Raw genomic sequence first — 22,865 nt, 5'->3', positions numbered from 1 at the left:
ACACTTCAGACTTTTTCTTACTCTTGCAGTTGTAGGAAAATCCCGCCTTTGAGTACGTTTGTTTCGCTACTGTAACTGCTGACTGTGAGCGATCGCAATCTGTTAAAAAATGGTTTACCCAGGACTTCTATGAGTTTCAGTACGGGGATTTGCCTTTCTAACACTCCTTGACTTTTTGCCCAATCTAGATATACATAACCTTGATTGGGTTGGGGAATCGCCGCGACGCTGGTTTGAAAATTGCGACTGTCTAGTAAGGATTTTTCTTTACCTGCAAGAACTTCATCCATTGTCGCCAAGTCGGAAGTAAAAATTTCGTAATTGTCGAGGGTGGTGTGTATCCCTTGGGCTGTGGCTTCAATGGTGAAAGATGGTTGGTCTTTATTTGCTGTTTTTTTAGCGGTTAACTCTGTCCAAGCGGAGATTTTTTGTTTATCTAAACTCAGGGTACTACTGCTAAGTCCCTTTGCAGAGGCGATCGCATCTAATTTCGCAATTCCTGCTGGTAATTCCTCAGTTTTCTCCACAACAAAAATCCAATCGGGGAAAACTTGGCCTGTACGTGGTAAAAGTGCGATCGCATATTCTCCTTTAACCCAGCTAAAAATATCTTGATTAAAGTTCATCCCCCAGGTTTTCTGGACTTCTGTTAATGGTTGTACCAAGCGGGAAATCACATCTGTTTCCGAACCAGAAATGGCTGTTTTAATTTGCGTCCAGAATTTGGCTAAATCACTGTCAGCCAAGTTGCTTAAGTTTGCACCAGAAATTGCCAAACCCGCCGATGCTGGAATATATTTCAACGCCTCGACTGGTTGTGTGAGTGGCGTGGCTGCTTGGGTGAGTTCGGATGTTGTTAAAAAGCTGGTTTCTGCTAATAAACCTTTGGAGTTCAAGCCCAAAGACACAATTTCACCGTCGTAGGTTGGTTCTGGTAGTTCTAAACTTTGCCATTGAGCAATGATGGGAAAATTCAAGAAAGCCACGGCTAAGGAAGCTTCGGGTAATTGCTGGAGAGCTTTTTGGTATTGGGGCGAACTAGTTAAATTGAGGTCTGGTGCTTGGACGTTGTTAATTGCATCCTTGACAACGCTGGGACTATTTGCAAATAACACAAAGCCATCACCAACCACTGCGGCTGCAAGTTGGCTATCGTAAAGCACCTTCACACCTTGATATTCTTCTGTATCTAAGTTCGCGCCAGCTAATACTCGTTTTGAAAACAACAACTCGACAAACTCGCGGCTTTTGTCTTGTTTGTTGGTAGCTAAAGCCATGAGATATCCTGGCTGCTGTCCATTGGCGGAATCACGGTCTAAATCTGTGGTGGTGACAGCTAGGGTAATTTCGTTACCCAACCAAGGCTGAATATCTTTTTGATAATCAATGCCACTTTTAGCCAATAAACTGGTTTTGATTTTAGAAATTTCTCCTTCTCGTTCCAAAGCCTGCAAACGGTCAGGGTTGGTGAGTAACGACACCATCACCGGAGAAAGCTTCGACACAAAAATAGCTGCACCAGGCTGGGAGGTGGTGGAAGTGACGAGGGTAACAGGAGTTCTGGTGAAGAACCAAAAACCTGCGATCGCAATTAATACCAGTGCGATCGCACCAGCCACTATAAAACCAAAAAATGAGCTTTGCCGATTCACCATAAAGTTATTAAATACTGACTTTCACAGCCATTTAAGCAGAATTAATGAACAGGGTGTAAGGATGTGAAAGATAGGGATGCGGGTTTAGGTGAATAGAATCATTATTTTCCCTTATACCCCAACACCCTTAACCCCCTACACCCCGCCTGAACAGACAATCTTGAGACTAAGCCTAAAATCACTGAGAATCATTGCTCATGCTAAGGGTCAGATTTTCTGTCAACATAAATGTATAGGATCGTTTACAAAAACTTCATGACAGATAAATCCTTTGGGCAACCCATGACTCAAATTACCGTTGAAGAATTAGCCAAACGTTTAGCTACTGGCGCTGCAAATATTCAGTTAGTAGATGTGCGTGAACCCCAAGAATTAGCGATCGCCAGCCTCCCAGGGTTTGTTAACTTACCGTTGAGTGAATATGCCAACTGGAATGAACAAATTTTCACGATGTTGAATCCAGAGGCTGAAACCCTTGTCCTTTGTCATCACGGTGTGCGTTCTGCTCAGATGTGTCAGTGGTTGATTGCTCAAGGATTTACAAATGTCAAAAATATTACAGGTGGTATCGCCGCTTATTCTCAACTAGTTGACCCAGAAATCCCACAATATTAGTCAATAGTCATTGGTCATTTGTCCTGGCTTCTTCCCCCTACACCCAAGGTTGGTGAGCGCACTTGTGCTGAGCGCAGCCGAAGTAGCCGAACCACACCTCTACTCCCGGTTGGTGAGCGGAGCCGAACCACCACTCATCACAATCAGCATTTATCCTGACGACATCTAACTTAAATGGTGAGAAAAATAAGTATCTACCAATACAACTTATTTGTAAAATTTGTGGGAAGATACTTAATAATTAAAAAACTTTAAATTGTCAAACAGCTTTTTTAGCTGAAAAGATTAATTCGTTCAGAGTTAGCAACTCAATTAATGTTGCTGCAAGTAACTATAATATAGATAAAAATTTTGCTATCTTAATTAACCAATATTAATCTTTTTTTGCATTAGCTCAAAAAATTTTTTTCAAACTTTTCTTAAATTTGCTTTCGGTAATACACACCTTATGGAAGTCCAGTTAACCAATCGACAACAGCACATCCTTTGGGCAACAATACGTCACTACATTGCGACAGCAGAACCTGTTGGATCAAAGGTTTTGGTTGAAGAGTATGACTTAGGCGTTAGCTCGGCCACAATTCGCAATGTGATGGGTGCATTAGAAAAATCTGGGCTACTTTATCAACCACATACCTCAGCTGGAAGAATACCTTCTGACTCCGGTTATCGCATTTATGTTGACCAGTTAATTACACCTTCTTTGCGAGACGCTACACGAACAGAAACCTTAGCCAAGGAAGTAGAACTTTCACTCCAACAACGCCTGCATTGGGAAGATTGGAGTTTGGAAGCCCTGATTCATGGAGCCGCACAGATTTTAGCGACATTAAGTGGTTGTATTAGCTTGATTACTATGCCCCAAACTTCAACAGCCTTAGTGCGACATTTACAACTGTTGCAAATTGAAGCTGGTAGAATCATGCTAATTTTAGTCACAGATGGCTATGAAACCCATTCTAAAGTGATGGATTTGCCACCAGAAAAAGAAAATTTGCAACTTGATGCTGAAGTAATTGATCGGGAGTTGCAGATAGTTTCTAACTTCTTAAATAGCCATTTACGCGGGCGGAGTTTATTAGAAATAGCTAACTTAAATTGGAGTGAATTAGACCAAGAATTTCAACTGTATGGCGAATTCTTGAAAAGTTCAGTTGCGGAATTAAGCCGTCGCACTCAAGCACCAACCCCAACACAAATTATGGTGCGTGGTGTCACAGAAGTATTGCGTCAGCCAGAATTTTCTCAATTGCAGCAAGTCAAAACAATTATGCAATTGCTAGAAGAAGAACAAGACAAATTATGCCAATTAATCTTTGATGAACCAGAGACAGAAGATGCAAGTAAATCTAGGGTGACAGTGCGAATTGGTGCAGAAAATCCCTTAGAGCCGATACGTACTTGCAGCTTAATTTCTTCTACCTACCGTCGAGGTTCTGTACCGATTGGTAGTGTCGGGGTTTTAGGGCCGACGCGCCTAGATTACGAAAGTGCGATCGCAGTAGTAGCCGCCGCCGCCGATTACCTGTCTGAAGCTTTCAGTTAAATGCTTTCTCGCAATCCCACGGACTAGGTTTGTATCTTTACTAACCCTTGATGATTTGACTGAATCTAGGTTTTAATGGAATTTCCTACCTCATACGTTTCTACTTTACAGAAATACTAGGGTATCATCTCGGAAACTAGGACTGTTCCCAAACGAGTGAAACGCATTTTGTGAGGAAAAATCAAACTTGCAGATAGGCTAGGGAATTCAGTTAATGATCAAAGTTGTGGGATTGTTGTTAATGACCGGATTTTGGTTATTCATGCTTTATGACTGTATTCGCAATGAACCAGACAAGCGGTTATGGCTGTGGGTTTTAATTATTGTCAACTTTTTTGGGGCGATCGCTTACTGTTTTCAACGTTGGATACCGCGAGGACATATCCCAGTTCAGAAGCATTGGCGCAACTTGACAAGCTCTCATAAACGACGCAAAGTAAAACTAAAAGTAAAAAGTATCAAAAAAGCTGCTCAGTATGTTAATTTCAGTCATCATCTCTCAGATGACGTGGAAAGCTTTGATCAACCAACAGCCTTAAATCAGCCTGATTTTAACAACGAAGATGACAATCTCCAAACCCTTTGGCATGAAGCATTTATTGATATTAAAAATAAAAAATTCACCTCTGCCAAGTCTTATTTACACACTCTATTAAAAATAGACCCAGATTATAAATATGGTGATGCTTCTTTAATGTATGGCGAAACATTGTTTGCTTTACAAGAATTTGAAGCCGCTAAACAGCATCTAGAAAACCACATTCAAAATTGGAATCATCCACAAGCCTATATCATCTTGGCGGAAATTCTCTCTCACCAGGGAGATGTCCAGACTGCATGTAATTATCTGGAAACAATTATTGTTAAAATTCAAGAGTCTTCCTACTTCCATTACAAGCGTAAACGGCTGGTCAATAAAGCAGCAAAACTCTTAAGAACCATAAAACGTTAAAATAAATTTATTTTTAAGTTTATGTTGAGGAAAGTATCTCTGTTTTCCCTGTGGGTGGGATTTGTGGTTTATGCTTTTTTCCTAGCACCCCCTGATCAACCTGATACATTCGAGTTAATCAAGAAACTTTCTCTTGGACAATGGCAAGGAATCAACCCTCTAGTGATTTCCTTGTTTAATCTGATGGGGATTTGGCCTCTTGCCTACAGTGCATTAGCATTTATTGATGGTAGAAATCAAAAAATCCCAGCTTGGCCATTTGCGACTGCATCTTTTGGTGTAGGTGCTTTTGCTTTGTTACCTTATTTATTTCTCCGAGAGCCAAATCAAGCATTTGTTGGCAAAAAAAATATTTTCATCAAGCTGCTAGATGCTCGCGTGACTGGGATTATACTCACCGTAATTGCAGGCATATTAGTTGCTTATGGTGTGCAAGGTGGAGACTGGCAAGATTTTATCCAACAGTGGCAAACTAACCGCTTTATCCATGTGATGAGTTTAGATTTTTGCTTGCTGAGTTTATTATTCCCGGTGTTGCTAGGAGATGATATGGCGCGTCGGGGTTGGAAAAATCATCAAATATTTTGGTTAATCAGTTTGGTTCCGTTATTTGGCCCGTTAATTTATTTGTGTGTCCGTCCAGCTTTACCGGAAGCTGAGACAACAGGTATATCTAAGCAAAAATTGACTGTTAATTAACATTCAACTCAGCACTACTTGTCCCAATCGCTTCATAATCTGCAAAACTTCAGCTAACTCATGTCTTCTAGGAAATAAAGAAAATGTTCGTGATACATCATACTGGGGATTTTCATTGAAAGTGAGCTTAAGAAATACAAACTCATCACCGTTTGTCGCCATTCCAAACACAGGTTTATTGCTTTCAGAGTTAGTCAGCATATAAGCTAATAACTGTGGTAATGCTGCGGGTACAGGAATGCCAGTTCGTTTCGACTCCACAACCAAAATCCAAAGCCTATCTTGTACAGTTAGGGTATCAATAAAGCCGCGAATTGTTTCTTCAGGATCTTCAAGTTCTAATGCGACTCCATAAGGTGAACGAATTCGGTATGGAGGATCGAGAAATCCTGCAAGTTCTAGTAAAGGTGAAACTACTAAAAGATTAATCGTACCTTCTAAAAGTAACCCATCAACCCGGTGATAATCGTAGCGTTGCTTAATCCGAGTAATACCCGCCTGTTCTTGGGGATTGAGTTCGGTTAATTCTTCAAACCATTCAAAGAAAAAGCGATCGCTATCAGCTTGAGTTAAATTACAACGAGTTTGTAAATCACTCAAGCTTTTAATAGTGTCAGTAATACCAACGCCAGAAACCATCTGTTGTTATCTGTTTATTACTTTATAGTGTAGCAGTTGTAGGCAATTTACTGGTATAAGCTTTTTAATTCACAAACTCATTCACATGCAGCCAAACTTTCTCTATCACATCAACATCATCTGCATTAAACCACTTAATTTGCGGATATGCTCTAAACCAAGTACGCTGGCGTTTGGCAAATTGTCTTGTATGCAAAACTGTTAATTCTTGTGCTGCATTTAAAGTAATCTCACCCGATAAATATTGCTTGATTTCTTGATATCCCAAAGTGTTTAACAATGATAAATCTGCACCATATTTATGACATAAATATTCCACTTCAGCAACTAAACCATCGGCAATCATTTGTTCAGTCCGCTTGTGAATGCGTGTGTCTAATCTTTCCACATCACAATCTAAACCAATCTGCAAAATCGGGTAATCTGGCGGGTTTTCACCTTGTTGTTCAGATATGGGATTTCCTGTTATGTAAAATACTTCTAATGCGCGTAAAGTCCGAACGGGATCATTGGGATGAATTTTTTGTGCGGCGGTGGGATCAACTTGTTGCAACATACTATAAAGTTGATTTTGACCGAGAGATTCTAACTGCGATCGCAATTCATAATCAGGCGCGACTCTGGGAATTTTCATCCCCTGCACAATGGAACGAATATATAAACCAGTTCCACCCACCAATAAAATTGGCTCAACACTAAAAGACGCAATCAAAGCCTGTGCTTGTTCTTGATAATCTGCTACCGTCATTGTTTCTGTTGGTTCGCAGATATCTATTAAATAATGTGGCACTAATTTTTGTTCTGCTAACGTTGGTTTAGCTGTGCCAATGTTAAACTCTCGGTAAACCTGACGGGAGTCTGCACTGAGAATCACAGAACCCAATCTTTGCGCTAAAGTTAAACCTAAACCAGATTTACCTGTGGCAGTCGCACCACAAATCACAATTAATTTAGTCATTGATTAATGGTCAATTGTCATTGGTCAATAGTCAATAGTTTGTTGCTCCTCAACAATGGTATATTTGTACTATATTCTCAATAGTTGAGAACCATGTTAACCTCTCAAAGAAGTATTTTTATTGAGGTTTTATAAAGTCATCTTTAAAAATGCTCTGTGTCCATAAGTGCTGAAAGAAGTGATTTCGGAAAAAATTAGATTATCTATCGGGAAAACTTATGGGGATACATCCCCTAGATAAACTTCTCACAAAAATGCCCTACAGTCGTCACTAAGGCTTTTGTGTTAAAATTTTGGTGTGTTTTTACTTTTTCAGCCTTTTGGCGATTTCAACCCCACGCATCAGGAGAATTTTCATGACGAGCAGTTACAGTGCCGATCAGATTCAAGTTCTGGAAGGTCTGGAAGCCGTCCGCAAACGACCGGGGATGTACATTGGTTCTACCGGGCCGCGAGGACTCCACCATTTAGTTTATGAGGTGGTAGATAACTCTGTTGATGAAGCATTAGCAGGATACTGCACGCATATAGAGATAGAGATTAATGCGGATGGTTCTTTGACTGTAACAGATGACGGTCGGGGTATTCCTACTGATACTCATTCGCGGACTGGGAAATCGGCTTTGGAAACCGTAATGACAGTGCTGCACGCTGGCGGTAAGTTTGGCGGTGGCGGCTACAAAGTTTCTGGAGGATTGCACGGGGTTGGGATTTCTGTAGTAAATGCCTTGTCTGAAGTTGTAGAAGTTACAGTCTGGCGCGATAAAAAGGTTCACACCCAACGCTATGAACGGGGTGTACCAGTGACTGAATTGGTAGCGAAGCCATATAAAGAAGCGCGAACTGGGACTTCTGTAACTTTCAAACCCGATATTCAAATTTTTACTACTGGTATTGAGTTTGATTACATCACCCTAGCAGGCCGTCTGCGAGAATTGGCTTATCTGAATGCTGGGGTGAAGATTACTTTCACAGACAATCGTTTAGAAATTCTCAAAAGCGATACACCCAAGGTCGAAACTTATGAATACAAGGGTGGGATTAAAGAATATATCGCTTACCTGAACCGGGAGAAGCAGCCACTCCATGAAGAAATTATTTATGTCCAGGGAGAACGCAGTAACGTTCAAATCGAAGTGGCGTTGCAATGGTGTACTGATGCGTACACAGACAACGTTCTAGGTTTTGCTAATAATATCCGCACCGTTGATGGCGGGACGCATTTAGAAGGTTTAAAGGCAGTTTTAACGAGAACCTTAAATGCGATCGCCCGTAAACGAAATAAAATCAAAGAAAATGAACCCAACCTCAGTGGTGAACACGTCCGTGAAGGTTTAACCGCAGTCATTTCTGTCAAAGTCCCTGATCCTGAATTTGAAGGACAAACCAAAACCAAACTTGGTAACACTGAAGTGCGCGGGATTGTTGATTCTTTGGTAGGCGAAGTTCTCACGGAATACCTCGAATTTCATCCGGGGATAGCAGACTCTATCTTAGATAAAGCCATCCAAGCTTTTAAAGCCGCAGAAGCCGCACGCCACGCACGGGAGTTAGTACGGCGTAAATCTGTACTGGAATCCTCGCCATTACCTGGTAAATTAGCAGATTGTAGCTCCCGCGATCCTAGCGAATCTGAAATTTATATTGTGGAAGGTGATTCTGCGGGTGGTAGCGCCAAACAAGGACGCGATCGCCGCACTCAAGCTATCCTCCCCCTGCGTGGTAAAATCCTGAACATCGAAAAAACTGACGATTCTAAAATCTATAAAAACAACGAAATTCAGGCGTTAATCACAGCCTTGGGTTTAGGCGTAAAAGGTGAAGAATTTGACTCTACCCAGCTGCGCTACCACCGCATTATTATCATGACCGACGCGGACGTAGACGGGGCGCACATCCGCACATTGCTGTTAACATTCTTCTACAGATACCAGCGATCGCTCATTGAGCAAGGTTTCATATATATCGCTTGTCCTCCTTTATATAAAGTAGAACGCGGCAAAAATCACGAGTATTGCTATAGCGAACGAGAACTACAACAAGCAATTGCCAAGTTCCCGGCTAATGCGAACTATACCATTCAACGCTTCAAAGGTTTGGGTGAAATGATGCCCGAACAACTCTGGACAACCACAATGAACCCAGAAACCCGCACCCTCAAGCAAGTTGAAATTGAAGACGCTGCCGAAGCCGATCGCATTTTTACCATTTTAATGGGCGATCGCGTGGCACCTCGACGCGAGTTTATCGAAACTTACGGTTCTAAACTCAATTTAGCAGAACTTGATATATAATATCAAGCTAATATCAATTATCCTGATGTGCAGTAATGGTAGGTAATGGGCGATCGCTCATTACCTTTTTTTATGTCCGATCAGATTCTGGCTGACGATATCACAATACAGTTCAGTTAAGGCAACAACTTAGACTGGTGTAGGTTGGGTGGAGGAACGGAACCCAACATTCACGCATACTTTGTTGGGTTACGCTATCGCTACACCCAACCTACTATTCTCTTAACTGAACTTTATTGGATTATATCGTGTCGCGGAAAGACTTATCATTAAGACAGAACCGGGGGTAGCACCTCGACCCGACGACCAAAAGCAGGCCATTAGAGAGTTTTAACCTCTAACCTCTAACCCCTAGCCCCTAACCTCTAGCCTCTAGCCTCTATCCCTACGTAAATTTGTGATAAGTATTATTTCCTGGTTCTAAAAGTTGTTTGATAAAATACATAATTATTAATTAATAAGGTTATTAGTTTTCTTTTTGTCATAAAAGTGCATAAAAACTTTTTTTCGTCAAGTTAGTGGTCAAGTGGGTTTAATACCTAAATCCCCACTTCAGTGGCATTTAGCCAAAATTAAAAATCCCTAATCAAGAATTTGTGTAGTCAAATTTCCTTCTAGCCGGAAAAGCATTTGTTATCCTTAAGGTGCGAAGCTTAATCTTGTATACCAACAAAATTGGTTAAGTGTTTAAGGATGTTGAAGATTACACAAAGTCATCATTTTCTTCATAAACCAGTAGTATATTTAACATATGCGTACGTGAGCAAAATTAACTAACTAGATTCTCCACCAAGGCGCTAACTTCACCTATGTCCAACTTACCAGTTACTAGCGGCAAAAATTTGTGGAATATAGTACATGCAAACATCTTGATGTTGTCTTGCTAACATAGCTAATTTGTCTGTATCCAATAAACTTTTGCCGTGAACAGATAAATATCTAAATTAGCAACTGTCAAATTCTTTATAAATTGATTAAAATATCCTTGTATACAATAGGAGCAGTTTGTCAAGATTCATAGGGTTGAAATCTCATCTGTGCGCTAATGTGTGAATAAGACCAACTCAGTTAAAACTTTATTGAACGCCATCTGGCAGATTCTGCCTTACTCTCAACTCCTCAGTTAAGGTAACTGGCATCAACCAAAGTTTAGTGTCTTGATATTAGCAGCATCTTTATGACTGCTTTATATAGCATGACTGCATAACTGTTTGGGATGAGTCATTTATAAAGGAAATGTAAAAATATGCCTCTCAAGACTTCTTGCCTAAGTTAATATAAAACACACTGTTTCTCGGTAATTAATGTTGTAGTTAATACCTAAAATTGTGTGAGGGTGAGAGTAATTTCCTTTGAATGTAAAGATGAGTCCACTGTAATTCCAAAAAGGTTTAAAGAAAATTTAAGGGAATACCTAGCCTTTCTTATATCTTTTTGATAATAGTGGCTTTAACTTACTTAATGACTTCATGATTAACACACAAAAAGAGTGCAATTTTTGTGAAACAGGCTACAATCGGAACAGTCTTTGTAAGAAAATATGCCAGCAATCATAATTGTTTATATGAAGTGGTGAATTTTTGAGCAACACAAAGACAAGTCCTGTTTTAAACAAACAAGTTAAAAGTTGTGTGCGACAGCAACACGCGACTATTAATAAAGTGAGTAAGTCAGCAGTCAACGCGACTTTTCACACTTCAATAAATAACTCCTCCAAAATGGAGTAAAACCACCGAAAAGTTTTCAGGGAAAACAGCCTAAAACCCGATTTTTCGGTTGTTAAATAGCCCTCGCCAAAAGAGTGCTAAATACATCTTGAGTAATTGAAGTAATTGATTCTGCAAGGAGCATGAGGAACGCGGCATGAACCAGGCTAACAACGTACTCGAAAGCAATTATCAGCCTGACCTAGAAATAATAAATCAGCCTGATTTCGAGGAGTTAGAAGACCTCCTGATCGAAGAAGAGGATGACTTGCTTCTCGTTGATGACGGCGACATGGATGAATTTTTAGAGCCTCAGTCTGATGAGGACGACGCAAAGTCTGGAAAAGCCGCTAAATCGCGTCGTCGCACACAAAGCAAGAAAAAGCATTACACCGAAGATTCAATTCGTCTTTACTTGCAAGAAATTGGGCGAATTCGCTTATTGCGGGCTGATGAAGAAATTGAATTAGCACGGAAAATCGCCGATTTACTGGAATTAGAAAGAGTCAGAGAAAGACTCTCAGAACAGTTAGATCGCGATCCCCGTGATAGTGAATGGGCAGAAGCAGTACAATTGCCGTTGCCAGCTTTTCGTTATCGTCTGCACATTGGCCGGAGAGCAAAAGATAAAATGGTGCAGTCAAACCTCCGGTTGGTGGTTTCGATTGCGAAGAAATACATGAACCGTGGTTTATCATTCCAAGACTTAATTCAAGAAGGTAGCCTTGGTTTGATTCGTGCGGCGGAAAAATTCGACCACGAAAAAGGTTATAAATTCTCCACCTACGCTACATGGTGGATTCGTCAGGCCATCACCAGAGCGATCGCTGATCAATCTCGGACTATCCGCCTACCAGTTCACCTTTACGAAACTATATCCCGGATTAAGAAAACCACCAAGCTACTTTCTCAAGAAATGGGTCGCAAACCTACAGAAGAAGAAATTGCGACTCGGATGGAAATGACCATCGAGAAACTGCGGTTTATTGCTAAATCTGCACAGCTACCAATTTCCTTAGAAACCCCCATTGGTAAAGAAGAAGATTCTCGCTTGGGTGATTTTATTGAATCTGATGGTGAAACCCCAGAAGATCAAGTTTCTAAGAACTTGTTGCGGGAAGATTTAGAAAAAGTTCTGGATAGCCTCAGCCCCCGCGAACGCGATGTTCTTAGACTGCGTTACGGCTTGGATGATGGACGGATGAAAACCCTGGAAGAAATTGGCCAAATTTTCAACGTTACCCGCGAACGTATTCGTCAAATTGAAGCCAAAGCCCTCCGCAAATTACGCCACCCCAACCGTAATAGTGTCCTCAAGGAATATATTCGGTAGTCAACCAATTTTAGATTTTGGATTTTAGATTTACTCCAACTCCAAGGAAAGGGGTCTGAACTAATAATCCAAAGTCCAAAATTTAAAATCTCAAATTTGGAGATTCAACAATTAATAGTCATCAGTTTCTAACAAATGACTCTTGACTAAGGACAAATAACAAGAATAAACAACCTGGTAGTTAATTGCTACCAGGTTTTTATTTTTCATATTCTTAAAAAAGTGAGTTCGTTACTTAAAACTTAAAGAATTCCCCAGAAATGTAGGAAGCCTTGACCAGAAAATAATTCAATCAACACCGCAGCTAAAAAGCCAATCATTGCTAAACGACCATTCCAAATTTCTGCTTGTGGAGTAAAACCCCAACGCCAAGCATTACGATCTTCAACTACAGGAGCGGTGATTTTTGTGGTTGTGTTAGTCATTGTTAAAACTCCAAACTGGATTTACTCAAGATTTATTGCCTTATGTAAACTAATATAACAACTTTTTTAAGAAATGCAACATTTGTTGATATTTACCAAAGTGCGATCGCACCGAACTATTCTCATACCAATAAATTGTGTAGAGACAAAAAACTGTTTGCTCTGATAAACAATGAAGGTATGGGGCAGATTATGTATTAGTTAACAAAACAAATAACCGGAAAAATCTCTCTTCCGGTTGATCATTAATCTGTAAATTTGATATAGCAATCCTATCTGAGTTGTGAAAAAGTATTCTTTTTAACGAACCGCAAAGGACGCAAAGGACACAAAGAAAGAGAGGAAGGAAAAGAAAGGAAATTTCACGAATGATTTAGCACTGCTATGGGAGTTCCGCAATCATAAATCCGCTACACACTCTTGTTCTGATTTGTGAATTCTGACTGCTGAGTTCTTCTTCAATAATTTTTTCTGATTTTTCCTATATTTTGACTACTGAATTCTTACGAATCAAGACTGAACCAGATGAGAGCGCACATCAACAACAGCAATAATTTTCTCATCTCGATTGAGTTGCAGAATGCTTTCGCCTGTTGTATCTCTAGTCAAAACCGGGACTGTATCTACAGTTAGCCGGACTACACGCTCTTTATTGGTGATGAGTGCGACTTCTGGGGTAGTTGCCTTCACCATACTGGCTAAGTTGTCGGTTTTACTCGCAAACTTCAGAGCTTGTGTACCTAAATCGCCACGGTTCGCTGCTCTTAATTGACTTGCGGGCATCCGCTTGGCGTATCCTTGTTGAGTCACTAACAGCAATTGGTCATCTTTACCCACAGTTGCACAGCCAACCATCTGCTGATTTCGCAACAGTCGAAAGGCTTGCAAACCCATCGCGGTTCTACCCATAACGGTTAACTGTTCGTCATTGACAGCAAACCGCAATAATCGCCCACCGGAACTAGCTAAAATTAAATGTTCTCCTGTGGTGGTGAACTGAGTAAATAACAATTCATCATCGTCTTTGAGTTTGACAATTGTGATTCCGCGACGAGTCAGGTTAGTAAATTCTGCCAAAGATAACCGCTTGATTCTGCCTTGTTTTGTCAGGAGAATCATTTGCTTGGAGTCGAAATCTGCTGGTAATAAAAAGCGGCTGACAACAGGTTCTTGACTGCCTTGGGCTGTAGTGGTGAGTGTGGTAATTAATGGTGTTCCCCGTGGAGAACGACCCGTAGTTAAGGGAATGTCGCCGACTCGCACAGGATAAACTTTGCCACCACTGGTCAGAATGAGTAAATCTTGGTTTGTATCGGTTAATTCCGTTTGGATGAGGAAATCATTGTCTGGTAGACCATTTTCTACTTTTGATTTTTTCCCAGTGGTGGCTAGGCGACGGACATAACCCCGTTGGGTAAACTCCAGAATTGCGTCTTCCGCAGGCTGTTCGATGGCGGGACTTTCTTCAGTTTCTTCGGTTTTACGACTTCTAGAACCTTCTGCTGTTTTGCTTTTTGGGAATTCCTCGGCTATGCTGGGGCCTAGCTTAGTACGTCGCGGATCATTATACTTGCGCTTGAGCGATCGCAAATCTTTTTTCAGTGACTTTAACAATTCCCGGCGATCGCTAAGTAAGTTTTGCAATAAGGCAATTTGTGAAGTGAGTTGCTCAAATTCTTGCTGCAAATTCTGTTGTTCTAAACTTGTTAAGCGCCGCAAAGGCATAGCTAAAATTGCGTCTGCTTGCGTCTCACTTAAATTTAACTGGCTACTCAAATTCATTTTGGCTGTACTACCGTCAGCAGCTTGGCGCAAAATGCTAATCACTTCATCGACTTGAGATAAGGCTTTGAGTAAACCCTCAACTATATGCAAGCGACTTTCAGCTTTACCTAATTCGTAACTATAGCGACGGTTGAGGGTTGCTTCTCGGAAATTGAGAAACTCTTGTAACAATTGACGCAGGCTTAATTGCCGGGGTTGTCCTTCGACAATTGCCAGTAAAATTGCCCCAAAATTAGTTTGTAAAGCAGTTTGATGATACAAATGTTGCAATACTTCTTGGGGATTTGTATCACGTTTGAGTTCAATGACTACCCGCATCCCTTCGCGATCGCTTTCATCACGAATATCAGAAATACCCTGCAAGCGTCCTTGGTTAACTAACTCTGCGACCTTTTCAATCCAGCCAGCCTTATTCACTTGATAAGGCAATTCCGTAATTACAATGGCTGTCCGGCGCTTTGTTCCCTTCCCGCCAGCAACTTCTTCAATTTGGGCAACACCCCGTAAGATAATTCCACCTTTACCTGTGGTGTATGCTTCTCTAATGCCTGCATCACCCACAATTTCCCCACCAGTAGGAAAGTCTGGCCCTGGAATTAACTCTAATAACTTTTCATCTCCTAAATCTGGCTGGTCGATTAAAGCAATTAAGCCATCAACAATTTCCCCCAAATTGTGCGGCGGAATATTCGTGGCCATACCCACAGCAATTCCCGCACAACCATTGAGTAACAAAAAAGGTAACTGTGCAGGTAATACTGTGGGTTCTTGCTGGGAATTATCAAAGTTGCCGATAAATTCTACAGTTTCTTCACCGATTTCTGTCAGCATCCCCTCATGGCTAATGGATGCTAAACGAGTTTCGGTGTAACGCATGGCGGCTGGTGGGTCATTATCCACGCTGCCAAAATTGCCATGTCCTGCTAGTAAAGGATAACGGCTGGAAAAATCTTGCACCAACCTCACCAAAGCATCATAAACTGCTTGATCACCGTGGGGGTGGTATTTACCTAGTACATCACCCACCACACGCGCACATTTACGATACGGTCTGTCTGGTGTTAAACCTAGTTCGTGCATGGCATATAAAATGCGCCGATGCACAGGCTTTAAGCCATCGCGGACATCTGGCAAAGCTCGCCCAACAATCACACTCATGGCATATTCTAGATAAGACCTTTGCATCTCGGTGTGCAAGGCTGTTGTAATTACCTGTCCCGTTGAGAGAAGGTTTAACTGTTTTGCCATGAGTTTTTTCCCTGAAAGTTAACTACACAAAAATCTCTATAACTGAACAATGCAGCAAACACAGCATAACGGATGAAAAGACATTCCTAACACAATCTTGTTAGCCACAGGATAAACGGCAGTAGTATTATCCTTGATGACGGGAACATACATTAGTGATTAAAAAAGAGCTAGACAACTTTGCTGCTCAGTGCATTCTTCCCTTAACCTCTATTAATAAAATTCTCATGAAAACAGTTTTAATTGTTGAAGACGATCTAATTAATGCTCGCGTTTTTTCCAAAATTTTGACTAAGCGCGGTGGACTAGATGTAAAACATACCGAAAATGTCGAAGAAGTAATCCAAATTGCTCAGTCTGGGAACGCCGACTTAATTTTAATGGATGTTTCTTTGTCTAGAAGTGTCTATCAAGGTAAATCTGTTGATGGTATCAAAATTACCCAAATGTTAAAGGCTGATCCACAAACAGCCAAATTACCGATCATTTTAGTGACTGCACACGCGATGGAAGGCGATCGCGAGAACTTCCTCAAGCAAAGCGGCGCTGACGGTTACATCTCTAAGCCTGTTGTTGACCACCAACAATTTGTTGACCAAATCATGGCACTGCTTCCCCATTCATGACCGCTAGGAATTAACTAGACTCTGTGAAAATATTCGCCCGAAAGCACAGTGTTTTTGGGCGAATATTTTCCTTTTATCTAGTATATGTGTACTATAAGATACGTTTTTCCGCAAGTAGTAGTGAGAAAAAAGTGCTGAGTGCTGAGTAAGAGTCGAGATTAATCATCAGAACCATCATATTTGGTAAATGCCCTACACCGCGTAGCGGTCTTTTGACTCAGCACTTTCAACTCAGCACTCAGCACTCCTTACTGCGTTGGCTGTTGCTGTAGAGCTGCTTGAATGCGGGGCAGTTCTAAAAATTTCTTAGTATCAGTTAGTAGACGTTCACCCCAAAGATTTTCTTTTAAAAAATCTAAATCAGCGTAACGCTGATCAATACGTAAAGCGTTTTCTCCCAATGTCAAACTTTGTTGACGATCGCCTTTAGTATATAGTGCGACTGCTAAAGCTAATAAAGGTTCAGCCGCTTGCTTATCGATAGATATAGCCGTTTGCCATTGCTTAATGGCAGCATCAGTTTGACCCTGTTCGTATTGAATTAAGCCAATGTTATTAATTGCCGCCCAGAATTTTTTATTTTGGGCAACAGCTTGATTATATTGGGCGATCGCCTCTGGTAATTTACCCAGCATATAGTAGGCATTACCTAAATCAAACAAAGCTTCTGGGTCATTGGGTTTGAGCTTTAAACCTGCTTGATAATTAGTAACTGCCGCATCATACTGTTTCTGTTGAAAATTAGCCGAACCCATCGCAAAAAAAACATCGGCATTTTTAGGGTTGAGCGATTGTGCTTTTTTCAAAGCTGCAAGCGCCGGCTCAAATTCCCGATTTTGTAAATGCAAACCACCCAACAGCAACCAAACTTTATCATTTTTGGGAGCCAGTTGGCTGGCCAACCGCGCTCTTGGTAAAGCTAAATCAATCTGCTGAAACTGAGCGAGTTGCGCTGCTTCTTGAGCTAAAGCCAAACCTTGCTTCTCCAGTTTTGCTGGATCTAGTTGCAGGGTATGGGGAACGAGTGCCTGTGCATGAGCTACTTGGGGTAAACTCAACAAACTACAGGCAACCAGAAATGAAATCAAACCAACGTGTTTAGGCACACTACCGCCTCTTACCACAAATCGAATCATCTGTCAGTTAGCTTAAACGATCTCCACTTTAGCTGACAGGCCAAGTTTACAGTCGTTAGCAATGGCTGTATTCATCACCTTAGCTTAATTGAGTAGAAAGTGCTGAGTGCTGAGTGCTGAGTAATTTAGTCCCTAGCCTCTAGCCGCTAGTCTCTGCCTCCTATCTCCCCAGTATTGACATCAGCATGAACCAAGCATAAATTCATCAGTATGTAGTTACTTCTGTATGGCTCGTAAACCTAAAATTACTAATCAGCAAATTTTAGAAGCTGCTCGCCAAGTTTTCTTTCAGCAAGGTTTTAGTGGTTCCACAATCGAAATTGCTCAGTTGGCTGGTATTTCTGAGGCTTTAATTTTCAAGCGTTTTTCTACAAAAGAAGAATTGTTTTTTGCGGCAATGGGGCTTCCAGAAAAGGCTTTGTGGATGAAAGAATTGGAAAACTTATGCGGCAAGGGTAATCTCAAAGAAAATCTGATTCAGGTCTGTTTTCAAATTCTGGAATTTTACAGTGAAGTCCTACCCCGGTTTATGATGTTGCGTTCTCGTGGCAATGCCATTCCAGAAAATTGTGTGACCAAAGAACAAGGGCCAGTACAAGATGTAAAAATACTTACTGATTTTCTAGAACAAGAAATTAGTCTCAGTAGATTGCGTCCAGTTAATGCCAAAATAATTGCTCATATTTTAGTAGGAACTCTGATGAACTACGCCCTCTCAGAACAACTACATTTCTCGCCAAATCATTGCCAAACAGAAGCTATTCCAGACTTTGATTTAAAACAGCAACCAAAAGTAGAGTTGTCATTTGTACAGGGTTTGATAGAAGCAATTTGGTTGGGGATTGCACCGATTTAATCCAAATAGGGCTTAGGCGGTGAGATGAAAATCAAGGGTGTAGGGGTGTAGGAGTGTGGGGAGTTTGGGGAGAGGGGGGAGAGGGGGGAGTGTGGGGGGAAAGATTTCTTTACCATCCTCCCACACCTCCCACCCCTCCCACACTTCCCACTCCCAACTCCCGTCCTGCACGGATAATCACACCAAATTACTATACTAGCGATCGCCCTGTGCCGAATTCTACCTGTTAGCAGTTAACATAAAACAGCTGTTGAACTGAGTCTACTGGGGCAGAATAGAAAGCATGTCCATTGAATCAAACTCACCCAAACCCCAAAACCCAGAACCTTTACCCGAAGAGGAACCAAACGATTTCGATCATGGCTTGATGGATAATCATGTTAATCCCGAAGCACTGACGGCACAACAAGCTTTAGCGGCGATTTCATCTTTGCAATCATCGCAAAATAATGCCGTTATGCAGCAAGCCCGTTCTCAGGTACTACAACGCTCTATTCCGCATTTTACAGTTAAACCCAGGGCATTAATCGTCACAGTAGCAGCGATCGCTATGACTTTGCTGGGAGTGATCATCAATAACTGGATAATTGGAATTTTGGGAACCTTGGTGACTTTGGTATTATCTCTAGCGATGCTCTTGCCTTGGTTGCAATATGTCCTCAAAGAATGGTTTACACCAGAAGACAGAACCTTGTTTGTTGGTTTTTTGGGATTAATCGCTGCATTGGTAGGCTTGATCAAATTTTCTGGTACAGGCGATCGCCTACTGATGTTTGGGCAAAAAATCAACTGGGAAGCTTCTGGTACATTAGCAGAATGGTTTGGAGCATTGGGGCAAATTTTAATTGCCATTATTGCTGTTTATGTAGCTTGGCGACAGTATGTAATTTCCAAAGACCTGACCATTCAACAAAATTTGCTGACAGTTCAACAAAATATCATTACTCAACAGCAGACCATAGATTCTTATTTCCAGGGCGTTTCTGACTTGGTGTTAGATGAAGAAGGCTTACTAGAGGACTGGCCCCAAGAAAGAGCGATCGCAGAAGGTCGCACAGCAGCCATTTTTAGTAGTGTTGATGGTAGTGGTAAAGCCAAAATTCTCCGCTTTTTATCCCGTTCTAAGCTACTCACACCCTTAAAACGCGATCGGCGCTTAGGTCGAGCCATTCTCAACGGTATGGGTGGTTATGAAGAAGACCGCCTAGAAGGTGTGCGTGTAATTGACTTAGGTGTAATGTTAGCCGCAGCCGACCTTTCCGCAACAGATTTACGCTGGACTGACTTGAGTGAAGCGAATTTAGTCCGTGTCAACCTGAGTGATTGCGACTTGGTAAAAGCCAACCTCTCGCGCACCATTTTGTATAATGCCAATCTTAGGGGCGCAGACCTCAATGGAGTACGTTTATTTTATGGCTCCCTAGAGAAAGCCTCACCCCGTAGCCGCTCAGAACCACCCAACTACGAAACTGGTGAACACACAGGCGCTGTTATTGAAAATGCCGACTTCACCAACGCCCAAAGAATTTCTGAAACTAACCGTTACTACTGCTGTGCTTGGGGTGGAGAAGCAACTAGAGCCACCATTCCCGGCGGTTGTGAAGGTATTCCCAACTTGTTGGGGAGATAAATCAAGTCAAAAGTCAAAAGTTAAAAGTCAAAAATTCTCTATCTTTTGGCTTCTCCTTAGGGGTGTAGCCCGGATTTCTCACCACACCTTTCAAAGCCTGTGCAGGGGAGCAGGGGAGAATGAAGGTACTCTCTCCCCTGCCCCTCCGCACCTCTGCCCCATCAAACGCCTGAAGCTTGTGAGAAATGCGGGTGTAGGTGTTCAAAACCCTCACACCCTCAAACCCTTACACCCATTCTTCACCGACAATCTTTGTTCCCTATTCTTATTGCACCAACTTACTGAGTCAAAATTCATCTCCTCCCTTATCTACCTTGTCCCCCTTGTCCCCCTTATCTCCCCTGTCCCCCCTTCCCCTACACCCCCAATACCTCCTCGCCCTCTGCCTCCCAAATCGCCTTGTCGTTCACAGACAAAACCTTGGCGTTGCCAAAACTGCATATTTACATCGGTGAGTTCAATGACAGATGAGCATTGTGGTTGGACAAATTGACTGATCACAGCCCAAAATAAACTGCGTGTAATATCAAATACTGTTTTCCACCAATATTCCTGATTTGCGGGACGACCTTTTTCCTTGACTACTTCTGGTTCTACCCAAATACCATGCGCCCCTAAAAGGATCTGCGCCATCCATTTGGCTCTCGGAAAGTGACTTGGTGAACTAATTAACTTAACTTTATGTACTTTCCAGCGTTTGAGAATCGGAATGCCGTAATAGAAATTATCAAAGGTGGAATTGGCGCAATTTTCTAACCACACGTTTTCTAAATCTGCTGTTTCCCTTTCAAAAATCAGCTTTATACAAGGGTCGAGCGAACCACGAGAAATTAAAATTGGAATTTTGGGATTTTCTTTGGCTTGTTGGGCAACATAGATTTCACGGCGAATGCTACCACCAAGGACAAATAAAGCGTCCACTGGCTTGGAGGATGCCGGAACTAAGGTTATAGTGATGAAAATTAGCCAGCAGCCCAAAATTAAGCATAAAGTACGTAATATTTTTTGTAACAATTGCAACCATTGTCTGATTTTTCTTTGGTCAAGAATTGATGAAATACGAGTAAATTTATGTCTCATGTCATAGCTAAAAAAAGCTAAGTTAAATAATATCCAAAATGCCAGCAGTCCATTCAACAAAATGCTATCTTATAAAATTAATATAGGGTGTAAATATGACACGGTTAAAAGTGTCACAATACTTGTATAGGACTCGATAAGACTGCTAAGTTATTTAGCAGAAGTATGGCTACGACACTAATGGTAAGTAAGGCAAAATTATCAAGATAATTCCGAGGGGAAAATAATGAAGAAAGCTTAACTGAAAATAGATTATAAAAACTTAAAAGTCTCTGAAAAGTCTGATTGCTAAACTTTCAACAAAACAACCATTCCAGCTAATATACATGAACCAATCTGCGAAACGTTACTCGCCCCTCCAACTGGCCATGATTGGTGGAGCGATCGCCACAACCGCTACCGTGTCCGTATTCGGCCCTGCTTGGACTCGTTGCGTTCGTGCCGCCCTACAAGATAGCCCCAAAGCCTTAGTTGACCAAGTGTGGCAACTGGTAAATCGTGAGTATGTTGATGGTAATTTTAATCAACAAGATTGGCAAGCAACTAGGCAGAGCTTATTAAGTAAAGATTATGCTTCTAAACAAGAAGCCTACATCGCTATCCGCGAAGCTTTACAAAGATTGGGCGATCCATATACAAGATTCATGGACCCTAAACAGTATGAAGCTCTCACCAGTCAAACTTCTGGCGAAGTCTCTGGTATTGGTATTCGGATGGAAATTAACGAAAAAACTCAACGGCTGACGGTTGTCGAAGCCATAGAGAATTCGCCAGCCTTGAAAGCAGGGATTAAAGCTGGGGATGAAATATTAGCAATTGATGGAAAACCCACTGTGAAGCTGAAGGTGGATGATGCTTCTAAACTAATTCGTGGTCAAGCAGGTACACCAATCACATTACGCTTGGAAAGAAGTGGACAAGGTGCTTTTGATTTGAAACTGACAAGAGCAACCATTGAAGTCCCGACTGTTAGTTATAACCTCAAGCAAGAAGGTAATCGCCGTGTAGGTTATATCCGCTTAAGAGAGTTTAGTGGTCACGCCGCCGATCAAATGCGTCGAGCCATTCGAGATTTAAATGGTAAGAAAGTTGATGCTTTTGTCTTAGATTTGCGTGGCAACCCTGGTGGTTTGTTGCAAGCTAGTATTGAGATTGCGCGGATGTGGATGGATAATGGTGCGATCGTCCGCACAGTTGACCGTCAAGGTAGCAGCGAACAAACCAGAGCAAATCGCACTGCTTTAACAAAACTCCCCTTGGCAATTTTAGTAGATGGTAACTCCGCTAGTGCCAGCGAAATTTTGACCGGGGCGCTCAAAGATAATAAACGCGCCGTAGTTATTGGTAGTCAAACCTTTGGTAAGGCTTTAGTCCAATCAGTACATGAACTATCTGATGGTTCTGGTTTAGCTGTGACTATTGCTCATTACTACACTCCACTGGGAACTGATATTAACCATAAGGGTATTACTCCCGATATCAAGATTGATTTAACCGAAGCACAAGAGCGTCAATTGGCATCTAACCCCGGTTTAATCGGCACTTCTAGCGATCCACAGTATGCAAGAGCGATCGCAGCTTTGTCTAGTAACAGTTTTGCTCAGTCTTCTGTGATTCAAAACATCCCGCCTGTGAGTGCGAGTGCTGAAACCTTGAAGTTCTAATGATTTCAGGTTCATGTA

The 22,865-nt window shown here is 41.6% G+C and carries 17 protein-coding genes; 10 read left to right on the top strand and 7 right to left on the bottom strand.

What is annotated here, in order from left to right; genetic code table 11:
• Positions 1–17 precede the first annotated feature (17 nt).
• Positions 18–1,655, bottom strand: a complete 1,638-nt coding sequence (locus tag H6G79_RS06455) for a DUF3352 domain-containing protein (protein ID WP_199333981.1) — start codon at positions 1,653–1,655, stop codon at positions 18–20.
• Between the two features lie 255 nt (positions 1,656–1,910).
• Between H6G79_RS06455 and H6G79_RS06450 the strand changes: the two genes are divergently transcribed.
• The 4 genes from H6G79_RS06450 (at position 1,911) to H6G79_RS06435 (ending at position 5,467) form a co-directional block, all read left to right on the top strand.
• Positions 1,911–2,270 (top strand): rhodanese-like domain-containing protein, encoded by a 360-nt coding sequence (locus H6G79_RS06450; protein WP_190590528.1) that lies wholly within the window; start codon positions 1,911–1,913, stop codon positions 2,268–2,270.
• 448 nt (positions 2,271–2,718) lie between these two features.
• The gene (hrcA, locus tag H6G79_RS06445; RefSeq protein ID WP_190590529.1) at positions 2,719–3,816 is read left to right on the top strand and encodes a heat-inducible transcriptional repressor HrcA; all 1,098 of its coding nucleotides are present in this window, start codon (positions 2,719–2,721) and stop codon (positions 3,814–3,816) included.
• A 214-nt stretch (positions 3,817–4,030) separates the two neighbouring features.
• A complete protein-coding gene (locus H6G79_RS06440) occupies positions 4,031–4,768 on the top strand; it encodes a tetratricopeptide repeat protein (RefSeq protein ID WP_190590530.1) in 738 nt (245 codons plus the stop codon).
• A gap of 21 nt (positions 4,769–4,789) precedes the next feature.
• On the top strand, positions 4,790–5,467 hold the full coding sequence (locus H6G79_RS06435) for a DUF2834 domain-containing protein (protein WP_190590531.1): 678 nt from the start codon (positions 4,790–4,792) through the stop codon (positions 5,465–5,467).
• Positions 5,468–5,470: 3 nt separating this feature from the next.
• Here the strand turns inward: H6G79_RS06435 and H6G79_RS06430 are convergent, their stop codons facing one another.
• Together H6G79_RS06430 and miaA are read right to left on the bottom strand one after the other, a co-directional pair.
• Entirely contained in the window at positions 5,471–6,106 is a 636-nt protein-coding gene (locus tag H6G79_RS06430; RefSeq protein ID WP_190590532.1) for a type I restriction endonuclease subunit R, read from the bottom strand.
• A 64-nt stretch (positions 6,107–6,170) separates the two neighbouring features.
• Entirely contained in the window at positions 6,171–7,064 is an 894-nt protein-coding gene (gene miaA, locus H6G79_RS06425; RefSeq protein WP_190590533.1) for a tRNA (adenosine(37)-N6)-dimethylallyltransferase MiaA, read from the bottom strand.
• A gap of 356 nt (positions 7,065–7,420) precedes the next feature.
• Here miaA and gyrB point away from each other — a divergent pair, with 356 nt between their 5' ends.
• Both gyrB and rpoD read left to right on the top strand, forming a co-directional pair.
• The gene (gene gyrB / locus H6G79_RS06420) at positions 7,421–9,358 is read left to right on the top strand and encodes a DNA topoisomerase (ATP-hydrolyzing) subunit B (RefSeq protein WP_190590534.1); all 1,938 of its coding nucleotides are present in this window, start codon (positions 7,421–7,423) and stop codon (positions 9,356–9,358) included.
• A gap of 1,863 nt (positions 9,359–11,221) precedes the next feature.
• Positions 11,222–12,397, top strand: a complete 1,176-nt coding sequence (rpoD, locus tag H6G79_RS06415) for an RNA polymerase sigma factor RpoD (protein ID WP_190590535.1) — start codon at positions 11,222–11,224, stop codon at positions 12,395–12,397.
• Between the two features lie 242 nt (positions 12,398–12,639).
• On the opposite strand, the gene H6G79_RS06410 is transcribed toward rpoD, so the two are convergent.
• The gene (locus H6G79_RS06410) at positions 12,640–12,822 is read right to left on the bottom strand and encodes a chlorophyll a/b-binding protein (RefSeq protein ID WP_190590536.1); all 183 of its coding nucleotides are present in this window, start codon (positions 12,820–12,822) and stop codon (positions 12,640–12,642) included.
• 510 nt (positions 12,823–13,332) lie between these two features.
• Complete coding sequence (gyrA, locus tag H6G79_RS06405; protein ID WP_190590537.1) at positions 13,333–15,855, bottom strand: DNA gyrase subunit A; 2,523 nt, start codon at positions 15,853–15,855, stop codon at positions 13,333–13,335.
• Between the two features lie 227 nt (positions 15,856–16,082).
• Between gyrA and H6G79_RS06400 the strand changes: the two genes are divergently transcribed.
• Entirely contained in the window at positions 16,083–16,481 is a 399-nt protein-coding gene (locus tag H6G79_RS06400; protein ID WP_190590538.1) for a response regulator, read from the top strand.
• 248 nt (positions 16,482–16,729) lie between these two features.
• Here H6G79_RS06400 and H6G79_RS06395 read toward each other — a convergent pair whose 3' ends face one another.
• Complete coding sequence (locus H6G79_RS06395) at positions 16,730–17,587, bottom strand: tetratricopeptide repeat protein (RefSeq protein ID WP_190590574.1); 858 nt, start codon at positions 17,585–17,587, stop codon at positions 16,730–16,732.
• A 256-nt stretch (positions 17,588–17,843) separates the two neighbouring features.
• Between H6G79_RS06395 and H6G79_RS06390 the strand changes: the two genes are divergently transcribed.
• Together H6G79_RS06390 and H6G79_RS06385 are read left to right on the top strand one after the other, a co-directional pair.
• Positions 17,844–18,473: a TetR/AcrR family transcriptional regulator gene (locus H6G79_RS06390; RefSeq protein WP_190590539.1), complete on the top strand. Its 630-nt coding sequence runs from the start codon at positions 17,844–17,846 to the stop codon at positions 18,471–18,473.
• A 283-nt stretch (positions 18,474–18,756) separates the two neighbouring features.
• Positions 18,757–20,103 (top strand): pentapeptide repeat-containing protein, encoded by a 1,347-nt coding sequence (locus H6G79_RS06385; protein ID WP_190590540.1) that lies wholly within the window; start codon positions 18,757–18,759, stop codon positions 20,101–20,103.
• Positions 20,104–20,412: 309 nt separating this feature from the next.
• Here the strand turns inward: H6G79_RS06385 and H6G79_RS06380 are convergent, their stop codons facing one another.
• Positions 20,413–21,183 carry a YdcF family protein gene (locus H6G79_RS06380; protein ID WP_190590575.1) on the bottom strand — a complete coding sequence of 257 codons (771 nt, stop codon included), beginning with the start codon at positions 21,181–21,183 and terminating at the stop codon, positions 20,413–20,415.
• Positions 21,184–21,509: 326 nt separating this feature from the next.
• Here H6G79_RS06380 and ctpB point away from each other — a divergent pair, with 326 nt between their 5' ends.
• Positions 21,510–22,847, top strand: coding sequence for a carboxyl-terminal processing protease CtpB (gene ctpB / locus H6G79_RS06375; RefSeq protein ID WP_190590541.1), 1,338 nt, complete (start codon positions 21,510–21,512; stop codon positions 22,845–22,847).
• Positions 22,848–22,865 lie beyond the last annotated feature (18 nt).

This window comes from Anabaena sp. FACHB-83 (assembly GCF_014697485.1).
Taxonomy (GTDB): domain Bacteria; phylum Cyanobacteriota; class Cyanobacteriia; order Cyanobacteriales; family Nostocaceae; genus Nostoc_B.
The sequence above is the reverse complement of the archived record's forward strand: the minus strand, read 5'-3'. Positions and strand labels throughout refer to the sequence as shown.